We start from the raw sequence: 22,496 nt of genomic DNA on the forward strand, positions 1-22,496 counted from the left end.
CCCCCTGTTGATTTTGGTGTAGGAACTTTAATTATACAGGCTCATATTGAATGGGTCTTTTTTTATTTATTTTGAGTGGTGCACTTAATATTACAATTCGTCTATTTAAAATAATTAACACACTAGTTACTTCAGTCATTTTTTGCTCAACAAATGTTGCCAATTTTTCTGTGTTAAACGATTCTTTTAATAGTGGCACGATATTTGTCCGCTTGAAAGCTTCAATAACAGAATCAAGCTGTTGAATCATTTCCGCATCCACTTGTACATTATTTTTCAGTGTATCTAATGCTGGTTGCGTTGCCGTACATAGTACGCTGGTTGTATGCAGTGAATTTTTCATAAACCACATGGCCTTATTAAACATGCCTAAACACTTTGTAGGAACGGCCTGTACTTCATCAAAAATGACGATACTTTCAGCTAAATTATGGAGGCGTCGTGTATTACGCGAAGCACCATCATAAAACGTATTTAAAAACTGGACCATCGTCGTAAAAATAATCGGTGAATCCCAATTATCCTTTGCTTGTTTTAGTTTTTGTTGTACAAGGGCATCCCCCTTATCCTCTTGCTCCTCGTCATTCTCAAAATCCATTACATTCGAATGATGCTCTAATACTGCTTCTTTCGGTATAAATTCTCGCACAGTATCTGCATTTTGCTCGATAATTGTTGTATAGGGCACCACATAAATAATACGTTTTTTCTGTTGCTTCTGAGCATGTTGGAATGCAAAGCGCAAGCTCGCCAATGTTTTACCACCACCTGTTGGAATCGATAATGTATAAATTCCTGTAGGCTGTTGTCCAAATTGAAAACATTCATCTGACATTTTTTCACGTAAAGCTGTAATTTTATTTGATGCATTTTCAGACTTTAAACTAGCTAAATACGCGTTTAACTTCTCTTCAAAACTAGCCCAATCTGCCGCCCCTTCAGCCGCCTGTTCTTGTTCTTCAAAACAACGTGAATCCGTTCGGTCAGCATCAATGACAGCACTAAATAAAAACTTTGTTATTAGTGCTGTATATGCTTCAATATCATCATTGCTCACAACTTTTTTTGACACAATTAACTCATTTAACTTTTCATGAAACTCTTCCACAGCTTCAGTTATATATTGCTGCATAAAGTCCTGCGTATAAACTTCTTCAAAAAAACGTTGCTCAATGACATCATATTCATCAACAACTTCTAGTTTTTTATTTGCTAATTCCGATTGTCCATCAGGATTTATTGCATTTTTCAAATTGCCATGATGCGAATAGATTGCATTCGCCATACATTCTAATACACGATTTGTATGTTCCTTATCCAACTTCACATACTGATCATTAATATTTCTAAATAAAAAATGACCGCCCGCAAAAGCATGTCTTACACTACCACGCTTTAATTGTTCACCTGTGCCATAAACATTATTGCGAATATATTGTTGGAACGCATCGCTATACTTTCCTAAATCATGCAGTAAGCAAGTCAGTCCCGTTAATTTTTCTAATTGAATACCTTGACCGTAACGCTTGCCTAAACTTTCGGCACCTTGTAAATGCTGTTTTAAAGATTGTTCTCTATATATGACATCGTCAGTCTCATCAGTTTTTTTCTCACTAATCCTAGCAATATAATTCATATAGATATTCCTCCTTTAAATTCCTAATGAAAGTATACTCAATTACAATTTAATTTATATCGCTAATTTGTTGTATATATTAAAATCTTTTGAAACAAAAAAATAATTAGCTTTATCATGCTAATTACTCTTTAAAATTCTAATAATTCATTAAAAAGGTGGTTAATAACTTTTAAATCATACATTGCTATTCACTCAATATTTTAATCCACTCACTCAATGAAGAGTGAGACTTTTATTTAAGGTTTAAATTATAATTATTTCAAATTTCAATCCGCTCACTCAATGAAGAGTGAGACTTAACATCATCGATAAAATTAAAATGAGGTGATTATTTCAATCCACTCACTCAATGAAGAGTGAGACTATCTTTTGTACGAGCGCAAAATGAAATATAATTCCATTTCAATCCACTCACTCAATGAAGAGTGAGACTCAACATCGGCAAATTTGCAGACGCTGAAAAATTTATTTCAATCCACTCACTCAATAAAGAGTGAGACGCCAAACTATTATTAAAATGAAATTCATTTATGATAATTTCAATATTATTTTTTTAATTTCTTTTTTTTACAGAAATTAAAAATTTCATTTTTATTTAAACAGCAAAAATATTAGTGCGAATGCACCTGCAAATTCATGATTACTTATTATTCGCACAATTTTAAATAGTATATAACGAATCGACTATTACTTACAAATTCTTTTATATTGATAGTTAATAATATGATTTTAAAAAATAAAGCTACTACTTTTACATCTTCAAATCCCATCTCTCTTATCACAAATCATTAAATCTAAATCACCAATCAGCTCAAAAAGCGTGTTTTGGCTACGACTTATTTCTGAATATGCGCCAACTGTATGTCATTTGGCTTGCTGATATACTAAGCATCTGCTTCGTTTAATCATTATCACAAATAAATATGATTTATATGGCGATAGTTGTGATGCTTTGTTAACCACTTCATTAAAAAATCGGCTCTTATCTTCCCGTTTTGTAGCATTTTGGGTTCATTTCGGCGCTCCGAAGGGCATTTTCCACACATCGCTTATTTCATTTCGGGGCTTAGTGTCGCATTTTTGTATGACTTGAATAAATGACAGCACACGCGCTGTTTTGAGCAGCACACAACTAAAAATCACCCAAAATTCGTGAAAATGGGTCGATTTTCGAGCTCTAGCGGCTAAAATACGCCTTTTTCGCTTCTTAAAAATAGTCCTTATTTGCGCTGAAAATAGTAAATAAAAATTTTCATTGACAGCATATGCAGGATGCTTAGTAAGTATAGGCTTTTTATGTATGTGTTTTGTCCTTGTTTGGCACATATTTTCAATTATGTCGTAGCCAAAACACGCTTTCTAGCCTTATCGCGATTTTTTTCTGGCTCACCAAAAAATCTAACTCCGTGTCCTCTCTCTCTTCATACTCATGAAGCAAATTTATTTCATTCAATGACCAATGCCTGTTAAAATTGATTTTTATTCTTTTATCAAATTATACAAATATAAAAAAGGAACCGCATTATTTGCGATTCCCTCTATTATTACGTCGTAAATTTCCATACATTTTTAAATTTCGTCCAAATACTACCCGTACTATATGTCAGTACACTGCGGCGATAAAGTGCCACAGTCGCCATAAATACGACTACCAATGTGATGAATAAAATAGCGAGTGAGATGATAGCCATGCTCAAACTTAAATCCGTTGAGCTATAGCGAAGCGGCATCAGCATCCCTGAAGTAAATGGTACGAATGATAAGATTTTCACAAGAATGGTATCTGGATTTGTCATACCATATACAAGGCTGAAGAAGCCAGCCATCATAAGCATCATAAGTGGCATTGTTGCTTGCCCTGCTTCCTCAACTTTTGATACGAGGGACCCCATCAATGCACCTAATGTTAAATACAGCAGCATTGTTAATAGGAAGAAGCCGATGACAATCCAAATGTACGCGCCTGATAAATCCTTTAACATATCCGCCGCAGTCGACCATAGATCAGCCTTAGCTAATTTTAAGCCAACAAGTGCAGTAACGACTAAAATGACAATTTGCGTAAAACCTAGTAAGAATACCGAAACGATTTTGCCCATTAGATGCTGATTTGGGCGAATTGACGCCATTAGTACTTCAAGCACGCGTGAGCCTTTTTCCGATGCAATATCGGTTGTAATCATGGATGCATATGTGATAACGAATAAATAAATCAAGAAGCCCATCACGTACGATACGCCAATCCCAATCATTTTCGATGCAGAACTTTTTCCACTATCATCTTTTTTCAGTGAAACTTCATCAATAACCGTTTGAGCACTTAATAATGTTTCTGCCTCTGCCGCTGATAAATTCAACTGCTGAATACCATATAATTTACTTGCCGTATCTACATGTGTTTCGACGGCTTGCTGTGTCGCTAGCGAGGGTGAATCATAAGTGATAAACTGCGCATTTAATTTTGAATCCTTACCTGTTAAAATCAATGCGCCGTCATAATCGCCATCCTTCACTTTCTTTTCAAGTGTTTTCCGGTCTTCCGTTGTTGCCTCAAATTCCACATCCCCCTTTTCAGGGAATGTCGCACCGAGTTGCTTCGTTTCATCAACGAGCGCGACCTTTACCTGATCATCACCTGAAAATACATCTTTAATCGATGTCCAATTGACAGCTACTAAGATGACTGCCATGTATAATAGCGTCATTAAAATAAATGATTTCGCCTTCACCTTCTGCAAGTAGTTTTGCTTAATGAGCAGGAGTGTTCTGTCCATCTTTGCCACCTACTTTCAATTTAAAGATTTCATCAAGCGATAAATAATCCATACTGAATTTTTCGATATACTGTCCACGCCCAATTCGCTCAAATAGCGCTGGCCCATGTGTTTCATTCTCTAGACGTAGTGTATAGCCGTCATTCGTTTGTTTTACATTTACAACGCCATCAAGTGCCGCAAGCTCCGGCTTCGTCATCGCCGTACGCACACGTAAATTCACCTTACCATATTGCTCTTTTAATTCTTGTAAATCTCCTGAAAACAGCGATTTCCCTCGTTTTAAAATACATAGACGGTCACATAGCTCCTCGACATTATCCATCTGGTGACTAGAGAATAAAATCGTCACGCCCTTATCGCGCAGCTCAATAATCGCTGACATTAACAATTCACGATTCACCGGATCTAGTCCACTAAACGGTTCATCTAAAATTAAAAATTGTGGTTCGTGAATAAAACTCGCAATCAGCTGTACCTTTTGCTGATTCCCTTTCGATAAGGTTTCTGCTTTGACCTTACGCTTTTCCTCTAAATCAAAACGCTCAAGCCAGTAATCAATTCGTGGCTTTAGCTCCTTTTTACTTTTCCCGTGTAATTCACCGAAAAAGTAAAGCTGTTCTTCTACTTTCATTTGTGGATAAATGCCGCGCTCTTCTGGTAAATAGCCTAGAAAATCACGATTCAAGTTATTCACTGATTCGCCATTCCATAAAATTTCACCTTCCGTCGTATCTTGCAAATTCAAAATCATCCGGAATGTTGTCGTCTTACCAGCACCATTTTGTCCAATAAGGCCAAAAATCTCGCCGCGATTAATCGTAAAATCGATATGGTCCACAGCGACGAAATCACGGTATTTCTTCGTAACGTTCGACAATGCGAGTGTCATGGGGTTATCCCTCCTTTTAAAATCACATACTCTGTTTAACTATACCCGTTATATCCATACAAAAAAAGGGACTTTATGAAAAAAGTCCCTTGTTACTATTAACGGTAACCCCATGCAAGTAGAATAGGGGTAATATAACTCTCAATAAGTCCTGCCATAAGCATTCCTGGTGTTAAAACGAAAATGAGTTGCAGCAATGCTTTTTTAATTTCTGTACCGATTTGGTTATTCTGGAATTTCGAAAAAATCCATTTGTAGATAGCATTGTTTATTTTCATGGCAATGGCAATCGCAATAATAATCATCGGTAGCTCGATAATACCATGTGGTAAAATACCTAGCACAAAACTTTTGAAAACACCCTGTCCTGTACCATGCATAATGTAGGCTACCATACCAATCATCGCACTATTAACCGCAAATGTAATCATATATAGCGGTAGCGGAATGAGTGCTAGTAACAATACCTGTGCACAAACCATCCAGTTATTCGAGAAAATATGCCAAAATGTTTCATGCCTTTCTTGCTTTGATAGCTCCTCGACGGCTTCCTTGCCGCCAAGCATATCCATGATTTGCTCCATAATTTTCATGACATCTACTTTACCGATGCTTAAACCAACATAAGTCGCAACAGCGATAATGATACCAATAATCCCAAATTGAATAATTGCCTTCTTATAATGCCCTTTTAAATCTTGATATGTACTTTGAATAATTTTCATCACAACCTTTTATAGATTTATTATTTTATACAACTATACTTTTTCGTTCCATGTCTAACATATGTGAACTAACTATTACTTAAGCTATTCCTATCATATCATGTTTGCAGTCACCAATCATGCCATAGTCAAAAGCGTTTATTAGCAGTTCGTTATACGGTAGCGTGTAGCGTATTGAAAAGGCTCATACTTATCAAAAAAAGAATGCCTATCTATTATTAATCTAGTTTTTTGTACGATTATGATTTTATATAATTATACTTTTATTCAAATAGTCTATGCTAGCGCTCTCCTATGTACCAATTCATTCTGATAGATAGATCTTTATCAAATACACGCTTAGATAGAAAAAAGCAGGAATCACATGCGATTCCTGCTTCTACATAATTAGTGTGATGATGCTTGTTCTGCTGCTTGCTCACCATGTTTTGCAACATAGCGCTCACGTGTGATAACGCCAAATGGTTTGCCTAGTGGTAAGAATGCAAAGCCGAAATGTTTGTTTAATGTGTTAGCACCTGCACCGTATAGGCCAAGTAATGCCACAATCAGTTCAGACCAAGCTGCTACTTCATGCATTGCGTGCTCCATGATACCTAATGAGCTTAGTGATAAGCCTAGGAATAGGAAATTAATCATGAAGAAGATAAAGAATAACACTTTGTTTGTTTCAAGTGCACCGATTGTCATAAAGATTGTAAATACTAAATAACCTAAGTAAACGACACCTAATTGTTTTGGATCAACGGCTGCAAATGATTCGCCAAGTAAGCCAGCTTGTGCCATCCAGCTACCTCCAACTGCTAACCAGAAAAATCCGTATGCGGCAAAGGCTGTCGCACCGAATGTGTTATTTAATTTTGCATCTAGAATTGACGCGTATATTTGTGCAAATCCTCCAAGAAGAATCGCCCATGGTAAAACGAATCCAAGACCCTCTGTCCATCCTAATTTTTGTGTTGATGCGACGAATGTTACGATTGCTAGACCGAATAAACCGATTCCTGATGGGTCTGCAATAGGCATACGTACTGTTGTAATATTTTTCATATGTAGTTCCCCCTGACTGCTGTTTCGTGCTGTTTTTTTCTTTCTAAAACAAATATTAACCGTTTTCATCAAACAATACACAATTTTGACACAAATAAGCGATTTTTCGACATTTCTCAAAAGATTACTTACTCGAAAAAGAAAATAAAGTTTCTAAACAGAAAATAATAATTTAAACGAGCGCATTTGTGTACTATAACAGATAGGATATTAATTAACAAAAAAATCCATTTTTTATCTTTTTTATTTCTTATAGTAATACAGTTAGTATATGATGGTCCTATAGACTAAAGATTGTGAGGTGATCTATCTTGATCTTTCTGGAAATTGTTCGAGAGCAATGGTTGAAAAACATATCGTATACGATGTCATTTCTTTTTTCGATGCTTATTTTGATTTGGTTATTACCATTTTTAATGCATCATTTTGTTATTCAACAACTCGACGTGTCAGAGATTTCATTTATTATTTGCTTAGTCGCGTTATTTCTTATATTAGTTCAAACACTATTCCATACACTAAGCGAGCTACAACGCTTATATAATGAACGGGACCTCTCTTTTTACTTACCTATTCCAATTTGGAAAATCATATGTAGTCGTCTGCTTGTTGAGCTCTGCATTAGTTCACTTGCGCTTATCGGCATTCTTTCATCCATGCTCTTTGCATTATTGCATGATGATGCGTATTCACTGCAACTAATCACAGCCGTCTTAACATTGATGTTTTTTGTACTACTCTATGCGCTACTAACGATGCTCGCGGTGTCCTTAGTTCTTTTCCCACTATGGCATATTTGTACAAAATATATCGGTAAATGGTGTTATCTCGTCTTTTTAGTGTTACTTATCGTAGGAACTGTATTGTTTTACCGTTTTGAGCAAAGTTATGTCTACAAGCATTTTATAGAAATCGGACCAACATATAATAGCCTGTTTAAATTTAAAGAAGTGAACAGCCACCGATTTTTGAACATTGAAAATTTTTATACGAATGTGCATATTTTTGAGGACACCTTTCTTTTCATTATTTCCCTAGCTTGTTTCTTCGGAGGGCTGATGTGGACAAAACGCATTATGCTGAAGTAAGTGGAACGTGGTGCACAACGATAACGTCTTTATAAGAAGGAGGAGGTTTCTATGTATACCATTCAAAATTTAAGTTATGCCTATGGTTCGAAAACCGTTTTATCGAACATATCCTTTACATTACCACTTGGGAAGGTCATTGCGCTTACTGGTGAGAATGGTAGCGGGAAGTCAACGCTGCTTCGTCTCCTTGCGGGCACAATGCAGCCCACAAACGGCAAAATTTTATACAATCAGCATCCAGTGACAAATCTGGTTTCAAAACATGTAAGCTATATGCCCGACACGGATAACTATTTTTTAAAACGCACAGGTGATCAGGTTTTTGAATTTTATGATACGGTTTTCGATGATTTTTGCTTAAATAAAGCCTATGAAATTGCTGAATTTTTGAAAATCGATGGCTCAAAACTGATCAAAGATTTATCAAAAGGCCAGCGTGGACGTTTGAAAATGGCTGTCGTGCTTGCACGTAATACGCCCTACTATTTACTAGACGAGCCATTCAGTGGACTTGACCCAATTGTCCGGGCTCAATTAATTGACGGGTTAATGGAATTTACAGACCTCTCAAAGCAAACTATTTTATTATCTACACATGAATTAAGTGAAGTAGAGCGTATTACTGATGGTTTGCTATTGCTCCATGACGGCAAAATTTTATCGTACGAAGCAATGGAGGACATTCGAAAAGAATGGAAACAGGACGCAGTTAGCTGGATGAAATCACAATATGAGAGGGTGGACTAAATGGAGCCATTCGTACGCGTCAAAAACGTATCAAAGACGATTCGTGGCAAACAAATTATTCAAGCAATTAATTTTGATTTAATACCTGGACAAATTACAGGCTTTATCGGACCGAATGGCGCTGGTAAAACAACGACCATTCGTATTATGACCGGTCTTATGAAGCCAACAAGTGGCGAGGTTGAAATTGGTGGTATTTCGATGCAGAAAAATTTCAGCGAAGCTATTCGCCCAGTTGGAGTTATCGTTGAAAATCCCGAGATGTATAGCTATTTATCAGGCTATAAAAATTTACTGCATTTTGCACGTATGCATGATAAGGCATCAAAAGACGAGCTTGCACGCATTATCGATCAAGTTGGTTTAACGGACCGAATTCACGAAAAAGTTTCGACTTATTCACTTGGTATGCGTCAGCGTCTCGGCCTTGCACAGGCACTACTGCATAAGCCAAAATTTTTAATTTTGGACGAACCAACAAATGGCTTAGACCCTGCTGGTATTCGTGAACTACGCGTATTACTTCGGAAATTAGCTGATGAAGAAGGCGTGGCGGTATTAGTATCAAGTCACTTATTAACTGAAATTGAATTAATGTGCGACCGTATCATTATTATTCAGCGAGGACAAATTGTTGAAACACGTGACATTCGTGCATCGCAGCAAAGTCGTTACCGCTTCGATATTGAAAATGAAGGCCTAGAAATATTGAATTCATACAATTATACATTTACACAATTAGAAAACTTTACAATTGTTGATATCGAACGCGACCAAGTTCCGGCACTTATTGCACAGCTCGTCGAAAAAAATATCGCCATTTACGCAGTAACTCCTTATCAGGAATCACTCGAAGATCAATTCTTACAAGTAACAGGAGGTGACATGCATGTTCCAACTCATACAAAATGAACGCATGAAGATATGGGCTAAAAAAGGTAGCTGGATTATGCTGGCACTTCTTGTTTTAGCAATTGTCGGCTACGGCATTTTATCAAATTCTATTGCAAGTGATTCGAGTAACTGGAAAGCAGACGAACAAAGTACAATCGCTGCTAACAAAGAAATGCTAGATGAGGAAGGTATTGACGAGACCACGAAGAAAGACCTCGAAGAGACTATTGCCATTTCACAATATCGCTTAGACAATAATGTGGCACCACTTAGCTCAGAAAGCGTGCAAGGTCATATGCAAGCTGCGCCATATTTTATGATGTTTGTGCTACTGTTTGTTGTCATTGTAGCCGGTGGCATTGTTTCAAGTGAATTTTCAAAGGGCACAATTAAAATGTTACTGACACGTCCAGTATCTCGCTTTAAAATTCTACTATCAAAACTCTTAGCCGTTGTAGAATTCGCTGTGCTATTATCAATTGTCACAATCGTTTTAAACTATATTGTTGCGCTACTATTTTTCGGTAATGCGACCGGTGCAAATTTAATAATGGATAATGGACAAGTAACAGAAGTGAATATTTGGAAAAATATCTTTATGTCATTTGGCTTCCAATTTATCGCCATAATCATGAGTATGTTATTCGCCTTTATGCTAGGTGTGGTATTCCGTTCAAGCAGCCTTGCAATTGGATTAACTATTTTTATTTCACTATTATCAACAACCATTACATTGTTCTTAACAAAATACGAATTTATCAAATTTATTTGGTTTGCAGTGCAAGATTTAGAAGGCATTTATCATGGGCAAGGCATACTCGATGTCTCATTCCCATTTGCTATCATGATTCAAATCATTTATGCGATTATCTTTTTAGTCATCGCTTTTATCACGTTTATGAAATCAGATATCACCGCATAGTTTAAAGAGAACGGTTAGAACTAGACTACTATGAAAAAAGCTCCAATGCTTTAAAGCATTGGAGCTTTTTTATAAATCAATAATTTTATATTTTGATAAAATGATAAATTAATAATTGTATAATTTTTTGTCAAATAATCCTTTCTGGGGCAACAATGCGCGTACCTTTTCAGTTGTTGAAAAGGACGTATTTTTTGAAAAAATAGCGAGCGCTGTTCCCGCATTAGGTAAATAGTAAAGCGTTTCGCTCTCCTCTAAATTTACATGAACGCCAGAACCCTGCCAGCGATTCCTCGTCAAAAATTGCTGTTTATTTGTTGACCAAAATACGAGATCTTCCATATTACTAAGTAACTCCACTAGTGGTGACATGCCTTGAAATTGTTGACTATCATTAATTTTAAACATTATCTTCCAACGATCTTTAGCTCGTGTTTTTTTATAATAAGTTATATCATACTGCAGTCGCAGGTCATCAAAAAGCTCAACAAATGATTCCGACGTTTCCAGATAAACATACAGTGGAAATGACTGACTCTGTTTCATCACTACCTCAATTACTTCAAATGGTAATTTCTCTGTATCTGGAAAAGCTAACTCATAGACATAAGCATCTTTACTATTTAAATGAAATAGCGTAGGCTTCCACTCGTTAAGCGATGATTGATAAATTTGACACTTCATAAGGCACCTCTTATCTAAACAATTTTTCATTAAAATATAGAATTATACAATTATATTTTTTGAGTTTCTTCCTATTATATAGTACGCAGTATTACTCGTTGTCTTTTTGATAATTGTATAATTTGATAAATGTAAAAAAATTGAATGCCTTTAGCAATACTTTCTTCTGCAGGCATTCAACTTTTATTTATTTTCTAGCACTTCAATTTCTTCAATGATTTCTGCCTCTTGTGTTAAGACATACCATTCATTCACCCATTGCTCTAGTTGCTGCACCGTTTCTTTTTTCTTCGGCAGCTTCGCCGTTTTTAAATACCGTTGCACGGCACTATACGATACATTCGCTTCTTCCGCAATAACAGACAGTGGAATATTTCGTACCTCTTTAATTTCTTTTAACATTTCAGGTGATAATGTACGACGTTCTTTTTCTTGCTTAGCCTCTGTATAAATTTCATTTGAAATCGTTTGAGGAATCAACAATTTACGATTTTCCTCTACAACGACATCGGGTGGTAAAATAACGACTTGTACTTTCTGCCATTCATTTTTGTACCAATAACGCTGGTCGGCTATTTCTGCATCAGTAAATTGTGTTTCATAATACCATGATTTGATAACCGAGTCCTGCATTAATTCATCCAATACGGTTTCAAGCTTTTCACGATTTTTCGAGCCCGTATAGCGTGGGTTCAAGTCCATCGCATGATTTAAGGCTTCTACCGTAAATGGCTCCAATAAATCTTCTGTACGTACTTTCCATTCATAATTCAAAAAGCGAACAAGGCGCTTATGCGGTCGTTTTTGATAATAATTGTACTGAAATACTTTGTAATCTAGATAGCCAAATGCTTGCGTATTATCGGTTAAATAATATGCCAGTAATGACGATGGCTTAATCGTTAATGAATAAATCCCTTTTGCCTTACCAGTCTTTTTATCATACGCCATTTCAAGTGAACCGATTTGGAACATTGGCTGGAAATTCGTCAAATCATATTCTGTACGGTCTTCAAGGTTCGCCTCATTGACGATAATGAAATCATCATTTTCAACGGCAATCCACACACTTGATAATGCGGCTACACGTTGCATGATAGCAAAACGTTCACGTTCACGCGTTTTGAAATTTTGACGATACGGGTCCGCATATTTCAATTTCAAAGCCTCATCACTTTCAAAATGAATATAGCCTTCTGAATTTTTAGAGCTCACCATCCATAAGTATGAAATCAAATCGAATAAATCCGCTGATAATTCATCAAGTGACGTAATGGCAGACTCCATAAGTGAGAACCATACTTTCTTTTTCTCTACTGTATCAGCAGGGAGGCGCTGAATTTCTTCATTCGTTCTAATTTCTGCTTGCCCCTGTAAACTACCATCCATTCCAAGAATATCTTTTGAATACGTACCATTTTCATTTTTCGTGAAATCCGGTTTTGTTACTAAATCTCGCAAGATTTGAAATGTCGAGCTTGAATTTGAATATAAATGCTCTTTTTCAATAATGCGCTCAATCGGTTGCTCTAATTCAACATGTACTAAATCTGTAGGAATCTCTTCTTTTTGAATCATTTCGACCGCCTTTTTAACAAGCGGGTCAGAGATTTCTTTAATTTGTGATTCAACGAGCGACTTTTGTGTTTCTTTTTTGATTTTTTTTGGTGGTTCAGTCACTTTCGTAACAGGTTCTACTTTTTTGACTGGCTTTTGTCGCGCTGAATCACTTTGCTTTAACAAAGGTTCAATTTTCATACGCACATATTCACTATTTTTCTCAACGCGTTCAATCAAAGTTGCCTTATTATAGGGCTGTAATTCAAAAAAGTCCTCATTAATGACTTTTAAAAGCTTCTTAAAGCTCGCAGACGATTCATATTCCTCGTCCACGCTTAACATATAAGCATCTTCGGACCATTCAATTACTTGTTCTGGATAGCTCGCTACAAAATAGGGCTGCACAATTTCACAAATGGCTAGCGGCTTCCATTCTTTTTTGATTAATAACGTTGGTGGCAACTGTTCATAATTCATGATGTACCGCCTTTCTGAATCATTTCGTTACTTGTAGTATAGCAAATTATTCATATTCATGTAATTATTCATAAATCAGCCACGAATGTCGCTCGATTTTGTTATTTTAATGTAATTCAGTTATTCAATTATGAACCACAAGTGTCGCTCGATTTCTATTCACCATTCAACAATCAACCACGAATGTTGCTCAAAAACCAAAATTATTCAATTTTCAACCACAAGTGTCGCTCGAATTGTCAATTATTCATTTCCGGCCCACAAGTGTCGCTCGATTTCCGCGACAGTCATTCATTTCTGGCCCACAAGTGTCGCTCAAAATTTTTTTTGGCCCACAAGTGTCGCTCGATTGAATTGTTCAAAAATGTGAATCGCGTCATATCAGTTATTCAAAAGGTTTTGGATTATTCATTTTTGGCCCACAAGTGTCGCTCGCCACAAGTGTCGCTCGCCACAAGTGTCGCTCGATTTCCTGTGGATAAGTCAGAAACTTTGTTATATCAAGGGTTCTTTAACGTTAAATTATCCACATAAATTATTCAATTCACTCAAAAAGTGGCCCACAAGTGTCGGATAAGGCCTCTTTTTACCATAAAAAAAAGTACCTTCAGCCCTTGTGGCTCTAAGGCTCAGAGAATTATTCAAAAATGATTATTCATTATTCACTGCGATTTTATTTATTATACTGAAATCGGAGGTGAAAGACTATGAACATGGCAGCGATTTATGAACAACTATTTAATGTATCTATTCATCGTTATAAACAAAAAAATTCAACTGCATCGCATTCATTACAAGAACTAGCAAACCAGGCAGAACAGCATTCTGTACAGGGTGGCATTTTTGCGGTGCGTCAAAAAGAAGATTTTGCTTCAAATAGTGGCGTAAAGGGTATGATTTTAACATCGATTGAATCATTGCTTGTTCATAGTGCATCACTATCGCACTTTACACCGAATCCCTATGTGTCTTATCGCTATACAAATCATGCGCGAACACATGTGACGGGCTTTAGCGACGACCATTTATTGCAAATCAATACATTTGTCGTGGATATTGATACGAAAAAGCATTCTGTTGAAGACATTTTGCTAACAACAATGGATAACAGCATCGGGCTACCAACATTAATTGTTGAATCACCACGCGGTTATCAATTGTACTTTATGCTTGAAACACCGTTTTACTTATCGACGGATAATAAAGCACGTAGTTTGCATATCGCAAAACGAATCGCACAAAATATTAAACAAAGTCTACGTGACATCGATGCCGATGAATATTGTAATGACTTTGGCTTTTTCCGTGTGCCAACCGAACAAAATATTCGCTTCTGCCAATTGAATCACGTCTATAATATTGCCTCGCTAATTGATTGGTCGATACGCCAAGATGATAATATCGAACGACCGCTCTACATTCGTGGTCCAAAAGTGAATAATTTACGCTTAACTGAACAACCATGGTTCCAAGCAATTATTCAAACGAACAACATTCGTGGTCAAAAGGGTCAACTCGGTCGAAACAATGCTATTTTCACGCTTGCACTTGCTTGCTATCACGATCAATGGTCATTTGAAAAAACGTATGATTTACTCGATGAGTGGAATTCAACGCTTCAATCACCGCTAAAAGATAGTGAAGTGCGAACAATTTGTCGCTCAGCCTATTCAGGTAAATATAATGGGCCGCAAAAGATGTATATTGAACAGTTAATCGTTGAATATGTTGATGCATCAATTGAATTACCGCAATTAGCTATTGGTAGCTGGTACAAGCATAAAAAAGAACGCAAAGACCGCGTCCGTTCACATCTTGAGGAATGGGAAGCAGATGTCATTGCGTTTATTGAAGCACGTACATCAATTGAAGAACCATTTGTTCAATTATCACAAAGTGAAGTATGTCAGGCTTTAGGTATCGCCAAAAGTACACTGAATAAATTATTAAATGCATCATCAACAATTATTCGTAAAGTATCTGGTGCAGGACGTGGCGCTATTACACAATTTTCAACAACGACATTATTCAAATCTTATTTAGTAACATCATTTATCGCCAATAAAAAATCATCAACATTTATTCCATTTGCAGTTGCACAGCTTTACACAATTATCGCACCAGTAGCACTTCTACCATTACTGTCATTTATTCACGAAACAGCATCTCAAATCGAACGAAGGCGAAGGCATCACTTATTGGTCCACAGTGCCTAAACATATTTTAAGGTCATCTCTGGTTTGTTCCACGTGAAACATGTTTTACTATATTCAACCTGGTAGCACATTGATTTTTGAAAACATGGTATACTATGTATAGTCCTATAATGAGCTGTATAGCTTTATTTTATTAAGTTTTATACAAATTACGAATAGTTAAGAAATTATACAAATGTACATAGGAAGGTGCAATTATGGCAATTAAACTCTTTTTCGGAAATGTTAAAGGTGGCGTTGGTAAAACAACAATTACTGATATGACAGCCTATATATTAGCCACACAATATAATCAACGTGTTCTTGTTATTGATTGTGACCATCAGGGGGATTCTACGGACTTCTTCTGTGATTATTTCAATATTGATTTAGGTATGGAGCAAGGACAGCATGGCTCTATGTTTACAATTTATGATGCCATTCAAGATTATGCAAAGAACAATAATCCTGAAGCAATTCATAAGGCAATTGTTTCAGTGACGGATTCATTATCGTTTATTCCAGCTAATTCATTGTTAGAAGAATTTTCAACATTCCTTTCTCGGATGAAAACAACAGAATCAATTCAGGGTACAACATATATTCGTAATGTCCTTGAAACGATTGAGGATGATTATGATTTCATTTTATTTGATATTCCACCAAGTGCAGGACATCTTGTAACAAATGTTATTATCGCATCAGATTTTTATGTAGGGATTATGTCGACGGAGAAAAAAGCATTCCGCAAGCTACAACCCTTCTTTGATATGTGTAATGAACATAGTGTACGTGCACAGCAATTTTTACAAGATTATGATGTTGCACAAAATTTAGGTGTCGTCATGTATTTTGTTACACAAAATCTACAAGAAGAAAAATATGTAGCCGATGCTGCACAGGATTTCTTTGGGGATCTAATTTTTGACTCAAAAATTCGTCGTGCAGATGTCGTTCGTGAACATGAACGCATGCCATCATTATTCTTTGAAGATACTGAGGAGAATCATGACTTCTTACAAATGTTTGAAGAGGTTACACAGGAATTATTAATTCGTATGCAGGCATTACCTGAAGATACAGTACGTGTCGCAACACAGGAAATTTTAATGCCATTACAAGAATATTTTACAGATGAACAGTTATTCCGCTTGAAAGAAGCCATTGAAGGTAAGGGATTACAAAATATCGAATCCCTCCGTTTACGAGGTTATAAATCAAGTGATCCGCGTAAAACATTACAAACGCATATGATTCGTCTATTTACAGGCTCTAAAGACGATGAGGCGTTATTTGAGCAACAATTCATTCAGTTAGAGAAATGGCTTGCAAAAGAGCCTACAGCATATAGTATTAGCGCGATGCAGCGTTTAATTCGTAAGCATCGTAAAGCGTTAGAGATTGTTTAGGAGGTGGCATTCATGGCCGATTGGTTAAAACCCAACACGTCATTGAATATTAAGAAAGTAAAACCTCAGGCTAAAAAAGACGATGAGGTTTCTTCAACACAAAATACATTAACGAAAAAAATGTCAAAGCGTGAAATTCCAAATTTAAATTATCATGCAGAACGCCCACGTTATACATCAGATGTACGTCGTCCAATTGGCGTGTCTCCTGATACGAAAGATGAAATCGCAGAAATTGCAGAAGACCATGATGTAAAATTTAATATGATGGTCGCGGTCTTAGCCTTATTTTTTGAGGATCATCAATCAGAGGAGCTTATTGAAAAATATCGTCCTCATGCAGAAGATATTGCAAAAGCAACGACAACATCGCGTGCGATACACATTTATCCAAATATTTATCGCATGATCCGTCACAATGCACGTGTGCATAAGCTAACGATTCGTGAATTATCACAAATGATGGTCGATGTTTATCGTGATCACCAAGGTGCAAGTCAGTTTACAGAATATGTTGACCGTTTTATGACAATGGATTAATAAAAAAACACTTTCAAAGAGATGTTTCTTTGAAAGTGTTTTTTTACGTTTATTTTACAATAATAAGTATAAAGTATAAAAAACGAAAAATAATAAGTAGTATATTTAGACTAATTAACTTATAATGAAGATATATAAAGCATATTTGTTAGAGGAGGGGTCTTAAAATGATGCGAGCGATTTCACAGGATTGCCTTACTTTTCAAACACCGCGTTTAGTTGTTAAACCAATGACACTAGAAGAGCAGCAATGTATTCATTATCATGCTTCTTCAGCTACAAATGCATCTATCCCTTTAGGGGGACATTATTTAATTCAAGATACAGTTGAGTATATTACAGACATGTTAAAGAACGATAAACAAGTCTATTTATGGGGTATTTATTTACAGCCAAACAATACATTAATTGGCAGTATTCATCTAAGTAATGTGAGTCAAATTCATCGGCATGCTCAGATTAGTTTTTTATTGGCAGAGGATTATTGGGGGCAGGGTTTTTCAACGGAGGCCGTGGCATGTGTCATTGACTTCGTATTTGATAAGCTTGGACTTAATAAATTACTAGCGAAATGTTTTATTGAACATTATCCAACCCATCGTGTATTGCAGAAACTAAATATGAACATTGAGGGCATTTTAAAGCGTCATTTTTATTTAAATGGCATCTTTCATGATGTAACGCTTTATGCGAAGTTCAATGAATCTTCGTTTTAAAAGGTATTTAAATACAATTTAAACGTTTTTTCTTTCATTTATGAAAAAAACATAAAACCCCCTTCAAAACCTCTTAAAGAGGCTTTGAAGGGGGTTTTATATATCAAAATTTAGTTTTTACTTTTATCAAATTATACAATTATAAATAATGAATGAATATTGTCGATAATTCATTTAAAATATGCCGGCTGACATTTGGTGAAACGAGCAACATAGCTTCTTCATACAGCTTGTTAGAAGTTTTAAAATCATTGCGCAGCGCATAAAGAGCAGAATTTAAAATTAAAAATGTGCCTTTCGATTTTAAATTTTGTTCAATTTGGGGTAATGATAAACAGTCCTCAATAATCATTTCAGCTGTTATTAATTGCTTTTGTTCAATATAGCTTTGTGCTAACACACTATGAAGCGCAAAATACGTTGTTGCATCTAAATGAAGTAATTTTTGCACATAAATGCGGTCGATAATATTATAGTATTTCAAAACATGATTCACTTCTTCTAGGTGCATAAAGCATTCCATTAAATGTGCGTAGATTGAAATATAAATATTCGGATACTGTTGCTCAAAATCATGTTCTTCCATTTGTGCTAATAAGCGTAGTAGCGTTTTTTTCGCTTGTTCATAGTCTTGGTGAATTTTCATTTGCATCAATGCTGCCACATGAATAAATTTCAATCGCTCAAGCACACTTGGACTTTGTTGAATCAGCCGTTCGTAAAGTGCAAAACGGCGTTGTAAATTGTCATCATTGGCTAAGTTTGCATCGATATTTAAGGCAATATAGTAAAGGTAGCACTGCGCATCGACATCCTCTGACTGCTGTGCTAATAACAAATAATCGTCAATTAACAGGAGGGCCTCATGATAATGCGCAGCGCGAAATTTTGATGATACGTCTTTGAGCATTGTTTCAGTTAGAATCATAATTACACACCTTCAATTTTAAAATGTGACAAAGTATTGACTATGCTCATTATAGAGACTTATGAAAATGAAAGTAAAGTCTCAACTATTATTCTTTTGGTACAAAGACAATTTCATGCCAGGCACTACAGTAATGATAGCCTTGTTTAGCGTACATTTCGCGCGGCGTATCTTCGCCATCTGCCACAAGTAAAATTGTTTGCTCTGTATGCTGATTCATAACAAATTGCTGCATGGTTGAGCCAATTCCACGTCGTTGCATGGAATCGATGATAACGAAGCTATCTAGCTCTACCGTATCAGCTGTTAAAAATAATAGTAATGAACCAACAATTTGCCCATCAAGTAAAGCAACAACAAATTGAATTGATGAGTCGTTAAATTGTTTTTTGAGTAGATGCTGCTTCTCTGTGGCAAAAATTTCGCCATATGTGAGGTCAATCATATATTGGAATGCCAAAAAAGAAGGAAACAATGCGTCATCTACATACTGGATAACTACCTCCTCATTAAAGGAGGAGCCATTAAATTCAATCGGCAACATCGCATATAATTCAAGTGAGCCAACGACATAGTGTTGTGCTTCAATATAGGCGAGCAATGCAGTTGGAAGTTGCTGATTTTCCGGAAACAAAAAACGGCGATGCTTCATCTGATGTGTCTGATGAAAATCAAGTTGTTTTTGTTCGTAATATTGAAACTCTGCTAGCGTTGGCATGTGCTTAAAGAGCATAAAATTACTGTTATAGCGAGATGGCATTTCAGCATCATAATAATGCTTTATAATAGAATCCTCCTCATACAGAGGTGCATCTATATATGTATCTTTAAAATTCAATTGTATCCACCTCTTTCGTTACAATATGTTCTACTACTTGTGGTAAATCACGTAGCTTCTCTGCGTAAAACGTTGGGAAAACAGCATGCTTGGCTAGTTCATCAATTGGAATCCAATAGACTTCTTCCTTCCCTTCGGTGCAGTAACCAGTGCTATTCAGTTGTTTTTTACCACGAGGTGTCATTAAAAAGTAGAAGGCAATTTCATGACATGAAAATCCTTCGATCGTGCCATCGCCCGGAAAGAAGTTTTCGTGAATAAAAGCAAGTCGATCAATGTCATAATGGACACCCGTTTCCTCAAATACTTCACGTACAACAGCCTGTTCTGCGGTCTCACCAAGCTGAACGCCACCACCAATAGAATAATAATAATTAGCCACTTCATTGCCGGCGACTAATACACAGCCCTCCTCGATAATAATCGCGGCTGCGCGGTAACGGAACCAATTTGACCCCTCTGTAAAACAGCAATCTTTTTCCATGAAATCCCTCCTAATAGTTAAAATATAACATAAAAAAGAACCGCAACGAGGCAGTTCTTTTCGTACTTCTTATAATGACTCCACTAATTGCGGAGGATGATTAACGGCAGGATAAATTTCCTTCATTAATGATTCATACAACATCTCTCGATCATGTGGTTTTGCATACTCCTGTAATACAACAGCATCTGCAATAAGCCATGAATCCGTATGTGCAGGTTGATGTGCTACAATGAAGCCGATAATAATACGGTCTTGTAGGACCATTACTTTATATGCAGGGTCCTGTAAATAAATCTTCCATAATGCGATATCATATTCAAAGCGAATAGGTGTACCGCCCGTCCCGACAGTGTTAGAACGTTGGCTGTTTTGATTCGTAATCGGCTTCGTCAAATCAGCTTTACAAACGGTATGAATCGCCGCAATCTGATCTGCGTCATCTAATGTTGCATGTCGAATAATACGTTTCAAAAAAATCGCCCTCTTTCATTACTACATATATATTACCATTTTCCGAAATAATTAAACAATCATAAAGATATAGTCAGATAATTTCGATATCTGTTGTGCAACACAACTTTATATATAGCCGTTATACAAACATAGTAAACCAAAGGAATAAGGAAAAAATACTTTTTACTTATAATGAATTTAAGGATATTGATTCATCATATAAGCTAAAACGCTCACCCTTGGACTTATTTTAGTGAAAATTCGTTTATAAATATAAAAAAATAGGAATAGGAAATTATTAGAATAGTAAGGAGTTGGGCATAATGAAGACAATGGGGAAGCTAGCAAGTCTTGCCTTAGCAACGACATTACTTGCAGCATGTGGACAATCGCCAAAAGATGAATATATTGGTGCAATGGAAGATGCGGGCGATGCAAAAGCAGGCACTTTTGATATGAAATTTAAGGACATCGCTGTATCAGGTGGCGATAGTCAAACGACGACGATGATTAATATGGTGAAAAGCCAATTAAATGATATGAAAATTAGCGGTTCGTATTCAAGGCCAGATGACTCAAAATATGCAGTAGATGTAAACGTAAATGCGATGGGACAAGAAATTCCATTTAACGTCATTGGTGACGATAAAGCGATGTATTTATCAACAGCTTTCTTATCTGCTGTTATGGATATTACACAGTCACTTAGTGGTAGCTCTGCAGCAGTTGATACATCAAAATTAAAAGAGCTAGATGGTAAATATATCGACTTACAGCAATTTGCAAAGGATAGTGCCGAGACAACAGGCTCTAATGTCACTGCAGATGTAGAAAATTTAGATATGAAGCAATTACTTGCATATCAAAAGGATTTACAAAAAGAGTTTATTAAGTATTTAAAAGACGATGTGGATGATAAACGCTTTGAAGAAAAAGATGGCAAGCTGTCATTTACAATGAATAAAGACGATATCGCGAAGCTTGATGATATTCAAGCAAAATTAGCGAAGGATAATCCGGATTATGAGCAGTTTAAGGCGAATATTGGGGATATGCTAAAAGAGCTAGATAAGGTCAATATTCAAACAGTTATTGATTCAAAAACAAAGAAGCAAACGTATGATGTCGATATTGCTTCTGCAAAAAACAATATCGATGCGGTGAAATTCACCATTTCAACAACGCCTTCTGATAAAGTGAAAGAGGTAACTGTTCCGACAAGTGACCAGCTTGCGACAGAGGAGCAGTTGAATGAAGCGATGGGTGCGGCGACAGGTACAGACACAACAGATACTACAGGTAGCACGACGATTACGGATGAACAATTCAAAACGCTATTAAAACAAGCGAAATCATCAAAAGCATCGATGTCTAAAGCACAACGAAAACAAGCACTAGAACAATACAAACCGTATTTAACAGATGAACAATATACGAAGTTAGAAAAAGTGTTAGAAGATTAATATGTAAAAAAG

General features: G+C 36.2%; 20 protein-coding genes. 9 read left to right on the top strand and 11 right to left on the bottom strand.

All coding sequences use genetic code 11. The annotated features are described in order from the left end of the window. Nucleotides 1–31: 31 nt before the first annotated feature. The 5 genes from ACFSY7_RS15955 to ACFSY7_RS15975 all read right to left on the bottom strand — a co-directional run bounded on the left by ACFSY7_RS15955 (nucleotide 32) and on the right by ACFSY7_RS15975 (nucleotide 7,080). A complete protein-coding gene (locus tag ACFSY7_RS15955) occupies nucleotides 32–1,636 on the bottom strand; it encodes a CRISPR-associated endonuclease Cas3'' (RefSeq protein WP_380148634.1) in 1,605 nt (534 codons plus the stop codon). 1,547 nt (nucleotides 1,637–3,183) lie between these two features. Beyond that, a complete protein-coding gene (locus ACFSY7_RS15960; RefSeq protein ID WP_380148636.1) occupies nucleotides 3,184–4,413 on the bottom strand; it encodes an ABC transporter permease in 1,230 nt (409 codons plus the stop codon). Further along, nucleotides 4,388–5,305 (bottom strand): ABC transporter ATP-binding protein, encoded by a 918-nt coding sequence (locus ACFSY7_RS15965; protein ID WP_126989685.1) that lies wholly within the window; start codon nucleotides 5,303–5,305, stop codon nucleotides 4,388–4,390. The genes ACFSY7_RS15960 and ACFSY7_RS15965 overlap by 26 nt, the downstream gene beginning before the upstream one ends. Before the next feature lie 98 nt (nucleotides 5,306–5,403). Next, nucleotides 5,404–6,030, bottom strand: coding sequence for a stage II sporulation protein M (locus ACFSY7_RS15970; RefSeq protein ID WP_380148638.1), 627 nt, complete (start codon nucleotides 6,028–6,030; stop codon nucleotides 5,404–5,406). A 387-nt stretch (nucleotides 6,031–6,417) separates the two neighbouring features. Next, nucleotides 6,418–7,080, bottom strand: a complete 663-nt coding sequence (locus tag ACFSY7_RS15975) for an acetate uptake transporter (RefSeq protein WP_139993162.1) — start codon at nucleotides 7,078–7,080, stop codon at nucleotides 6,418–6,420. 383 nt (nucleotides 7,081–7,463) lie between these two features. Here ACFSY7_RS15975 and ACFSY7_RS15980 point away from each other — a divergent pair, with 383 nt between their 5' ends. Genes ACFSY7_RS15980 through ACFSY7_RS15995 form a run of 4 tightly spaced genes read left to right on the top strand, consistent with a single transcriptional unit; the run spans nucleotide 7,464 to nucleotide 10,734 of the window. Continuing rightward, entirely contained in the window at nucleotides 7,464–8,168 is a 705-nt protein-coding gene (locus ACFSY7_RS15980) for a hypothetical protein (protein WP_380148641.1), read from the top strand. 51 nt (nucleotides 8,169–8,219) lie between these two features. Continuing rightward, on the top strand, nucleotides 8,220–8,918 hold the full coding sequence (locus tag ACFSY7_RS15985; RefSeq protein ID WP_380148643.1) for an ABC transporter ATP-binding protein: 699 nt from the start codon (nucleotides 8,220–8,222) through the stop codon (nucleotides 8,916–8,918). Next, a complete protein-coding gene (locus tag ACFSY7_RS15990; RefSeq protein ID WP_126989690.1) occupies nucleotides 8,919–9,830 on the top strand; it encodes an ABC transporter ATP-binding protein in 912 nt (303 codons plus the stop codon). Next, nucleotides 9,808–10,734, top strand: a complete 927-nt coding sequence (locus tag ACFSY7_RS15995; protein ID WP_380148646.1) for an ABC transporter permease — start codon at nucleotides 9,808–9,810, stop codon at nucleotides 10,732–10,734. The genes ACFSY7_RS15990 and ACFSY7_RS15995 overlap by 23 nt, the downstream gene beginning before the upstream one ends. 108 nt (nucleotides 10,735–10,842) lie before the next feature. Here ACFSY7_RS15995 and ACFSY7_RS16000 read toward each other — a convergent pair whose 3' ends face one another. Together ACFSY7_RS16000 and ACFSY7_RS16005 are read right to left on the bottom strand one after the other, a co-directional pair. Next, nucleotides 10,843–11,418, bottom strand: a complete 576-nt coding sequence (locus ACFSY7_RS16000) for a hypothetical protein (protein WP_380148648.1) — start codon at nucleotides 11,416–11,418, stop codon at nucleotides 10,843–10,845. Nucleotides 11,419–11,601: 183 nt separating this feature from the next. Next, nucleotides 11,602–13,455 (bottom strand): XRE family transcriptional regulator, encoded by a 1,854-nt coding sequence (locus ACFSY7_RS16005; protein ID WP_380148650.1) that lies wholly within the window; start codon nucleotides 13,453–13,455, stop codon nucleotides 11,602–11,604. A 707-nt stretch (nucleotides 13,456–14,162) separates the two neighbouring features. Here ACFSY7_RS16005 and ACFSY7_RS16010 point away from each other — a divergent pair. From ACFSY7_RS16010 to ACFSY7_RS16025, 4 genes are all read left to right on the top strand, one after another. Next, nucleotides 14,163–15,671 carry a primase C-terminal domain-containing protein gene (locus tag ACFSY7_RS16010; RefSeq protein ID WP_380148652.1) on the top strand — a complete coding sequence of 503 codons (1,509 nt, stop codon included), beginning with the start codon at nucleotides 14,163–14,165 and terminating at the stop codon, nucleotides 15,669–15,671. Between the two features lie 197 nt (nucleotides 15,672–15,868). Beyond that, entirely contained in the window at nucleotides 15,869–17,059 is a 1,191-nt protein-coding gene (locus tag ACFSY7_RS16015) for a ParA family protein (protein ID WP_380148654.1), read from the top strand. A 12-nt stretch (nucleotides 17,060–17,071) separates the two neighbouring features. Beyond that, nucleotides 17,072–17,599, top strand: a complete 528-nt coding sequence (locus ACFSY7_RS16020; RefSeq protein WP_126989695.1) for a hypothetical protein — start codon at nucleotides 17,072–17,074, stop codon at nucleotides 17,597–17,599. Between the two features lie 167 nt (nucleotides 17,600–17,766). Then, on the top strand, nucleotides 17,767–18,315 hold the full coding sequence (locus ACFSY7_RS16025; RefSeq protein WP_126989696.1) for a GNAT family N-acetyltransferase: 549 nt from the start codon (nucleotides 17,767–17,769) through the stop codon (nucleotides 18,313–18,315). Nucleotides 18,316–18,454: 139 nt separating this feature from the next. Here the strand turns inward: ACFSY7_RS16025 and ACFSY7_RS16030 are convergent, their stop codons facing one another. The 4 genes from ACFSY7_RS16030 to ACFSY7_RS16045 all read right to left on the bottom strand — a co-directional run bounded on the left by ACFSY7_RS16030 (nucleotide 18,455) and on the right by ACFSY7_RS16045 (nucleotide 21,039). Continuing rightward, nucleotides 18,455–19,243 (bottom strand): hypothetical protein, encoded by a 789-nt coding sequence (locus tag ACFSY7_RS16030; RefSeq protein ID WP_126989697.1) that lies wholly within the window; start codon nucleotides 19,241–19,243, stop codon nucleotides 18,455–18,457. Nucleotides 19,244–19,331: 88 nt separating this feature from the next. After that, nucleotides 19,332–20,081 carry a GNAT family N-acetyltransferase gene (locus ACFSY7_RS16035; RefSeq protein WP_380148658.1) on the bottom strand — a complete coding sequence of 250 codons (750 nt, stop codon included), beginning with the start codon at nucleotides 20,079–20,081 and terminating at the stop codon, nucleotides 19,332–19,334. Further along, the gene (locus tag ACFSY7_RS16040; protein WP_380148660.1) at nucleotides 20,071–20,565 is read right to left on the bottom strand and encodes an NUDIX hydrolase; all 495 of its coding nucleotides are present in this window, start codon (nucleotides 20,563–20,565) and stop codon (nucleotides 20,071–20,073) included. The genes ACFSY7_RS16035 and ACFSY7_RS16040 overlap by 11 nt, the downstream gene beginning before the upstream one ends. 69 nt (nucleotides 20,566–20,634) lie before the next feature. Further along, entirely contained in the window at nucleotides 20,635–21,039 is a 405-nt protein-coding gene (locus ACFSY7_RS16045) for a hypothetical protein (protein WP_126989700.1), read from the bottom strand. 305 nt (nucleotides 21,040–21,344) lie between these two features. Between ACFSY7_RS16045 and ACFSY7_RS16050 the strand changes: the two genes are divergently transcribed. Further along, nucleotides 21,345–22,484, top strand: a complete 1,140-nt coding sequence (locus tag ACFSY7_RS16050) for a hypothetical protein (RefSeq protein ID WP_380148662.1) — start codon at nucleotides 21,345–21,347, stop codon at nucleotides 22,482–22,484. The last annotated feature ends 12 nt before the right edge of the window (nucleotides 22,485–22,496 follow it).

The organism is Kurthia populi, assembly GCF_042686175.1.
Taxonomy (GTDB): Bacteria; Bacillota; Bacilli; order Bacillales_A; family Planococcaceae; genus Kurthia; species Kurthia populi.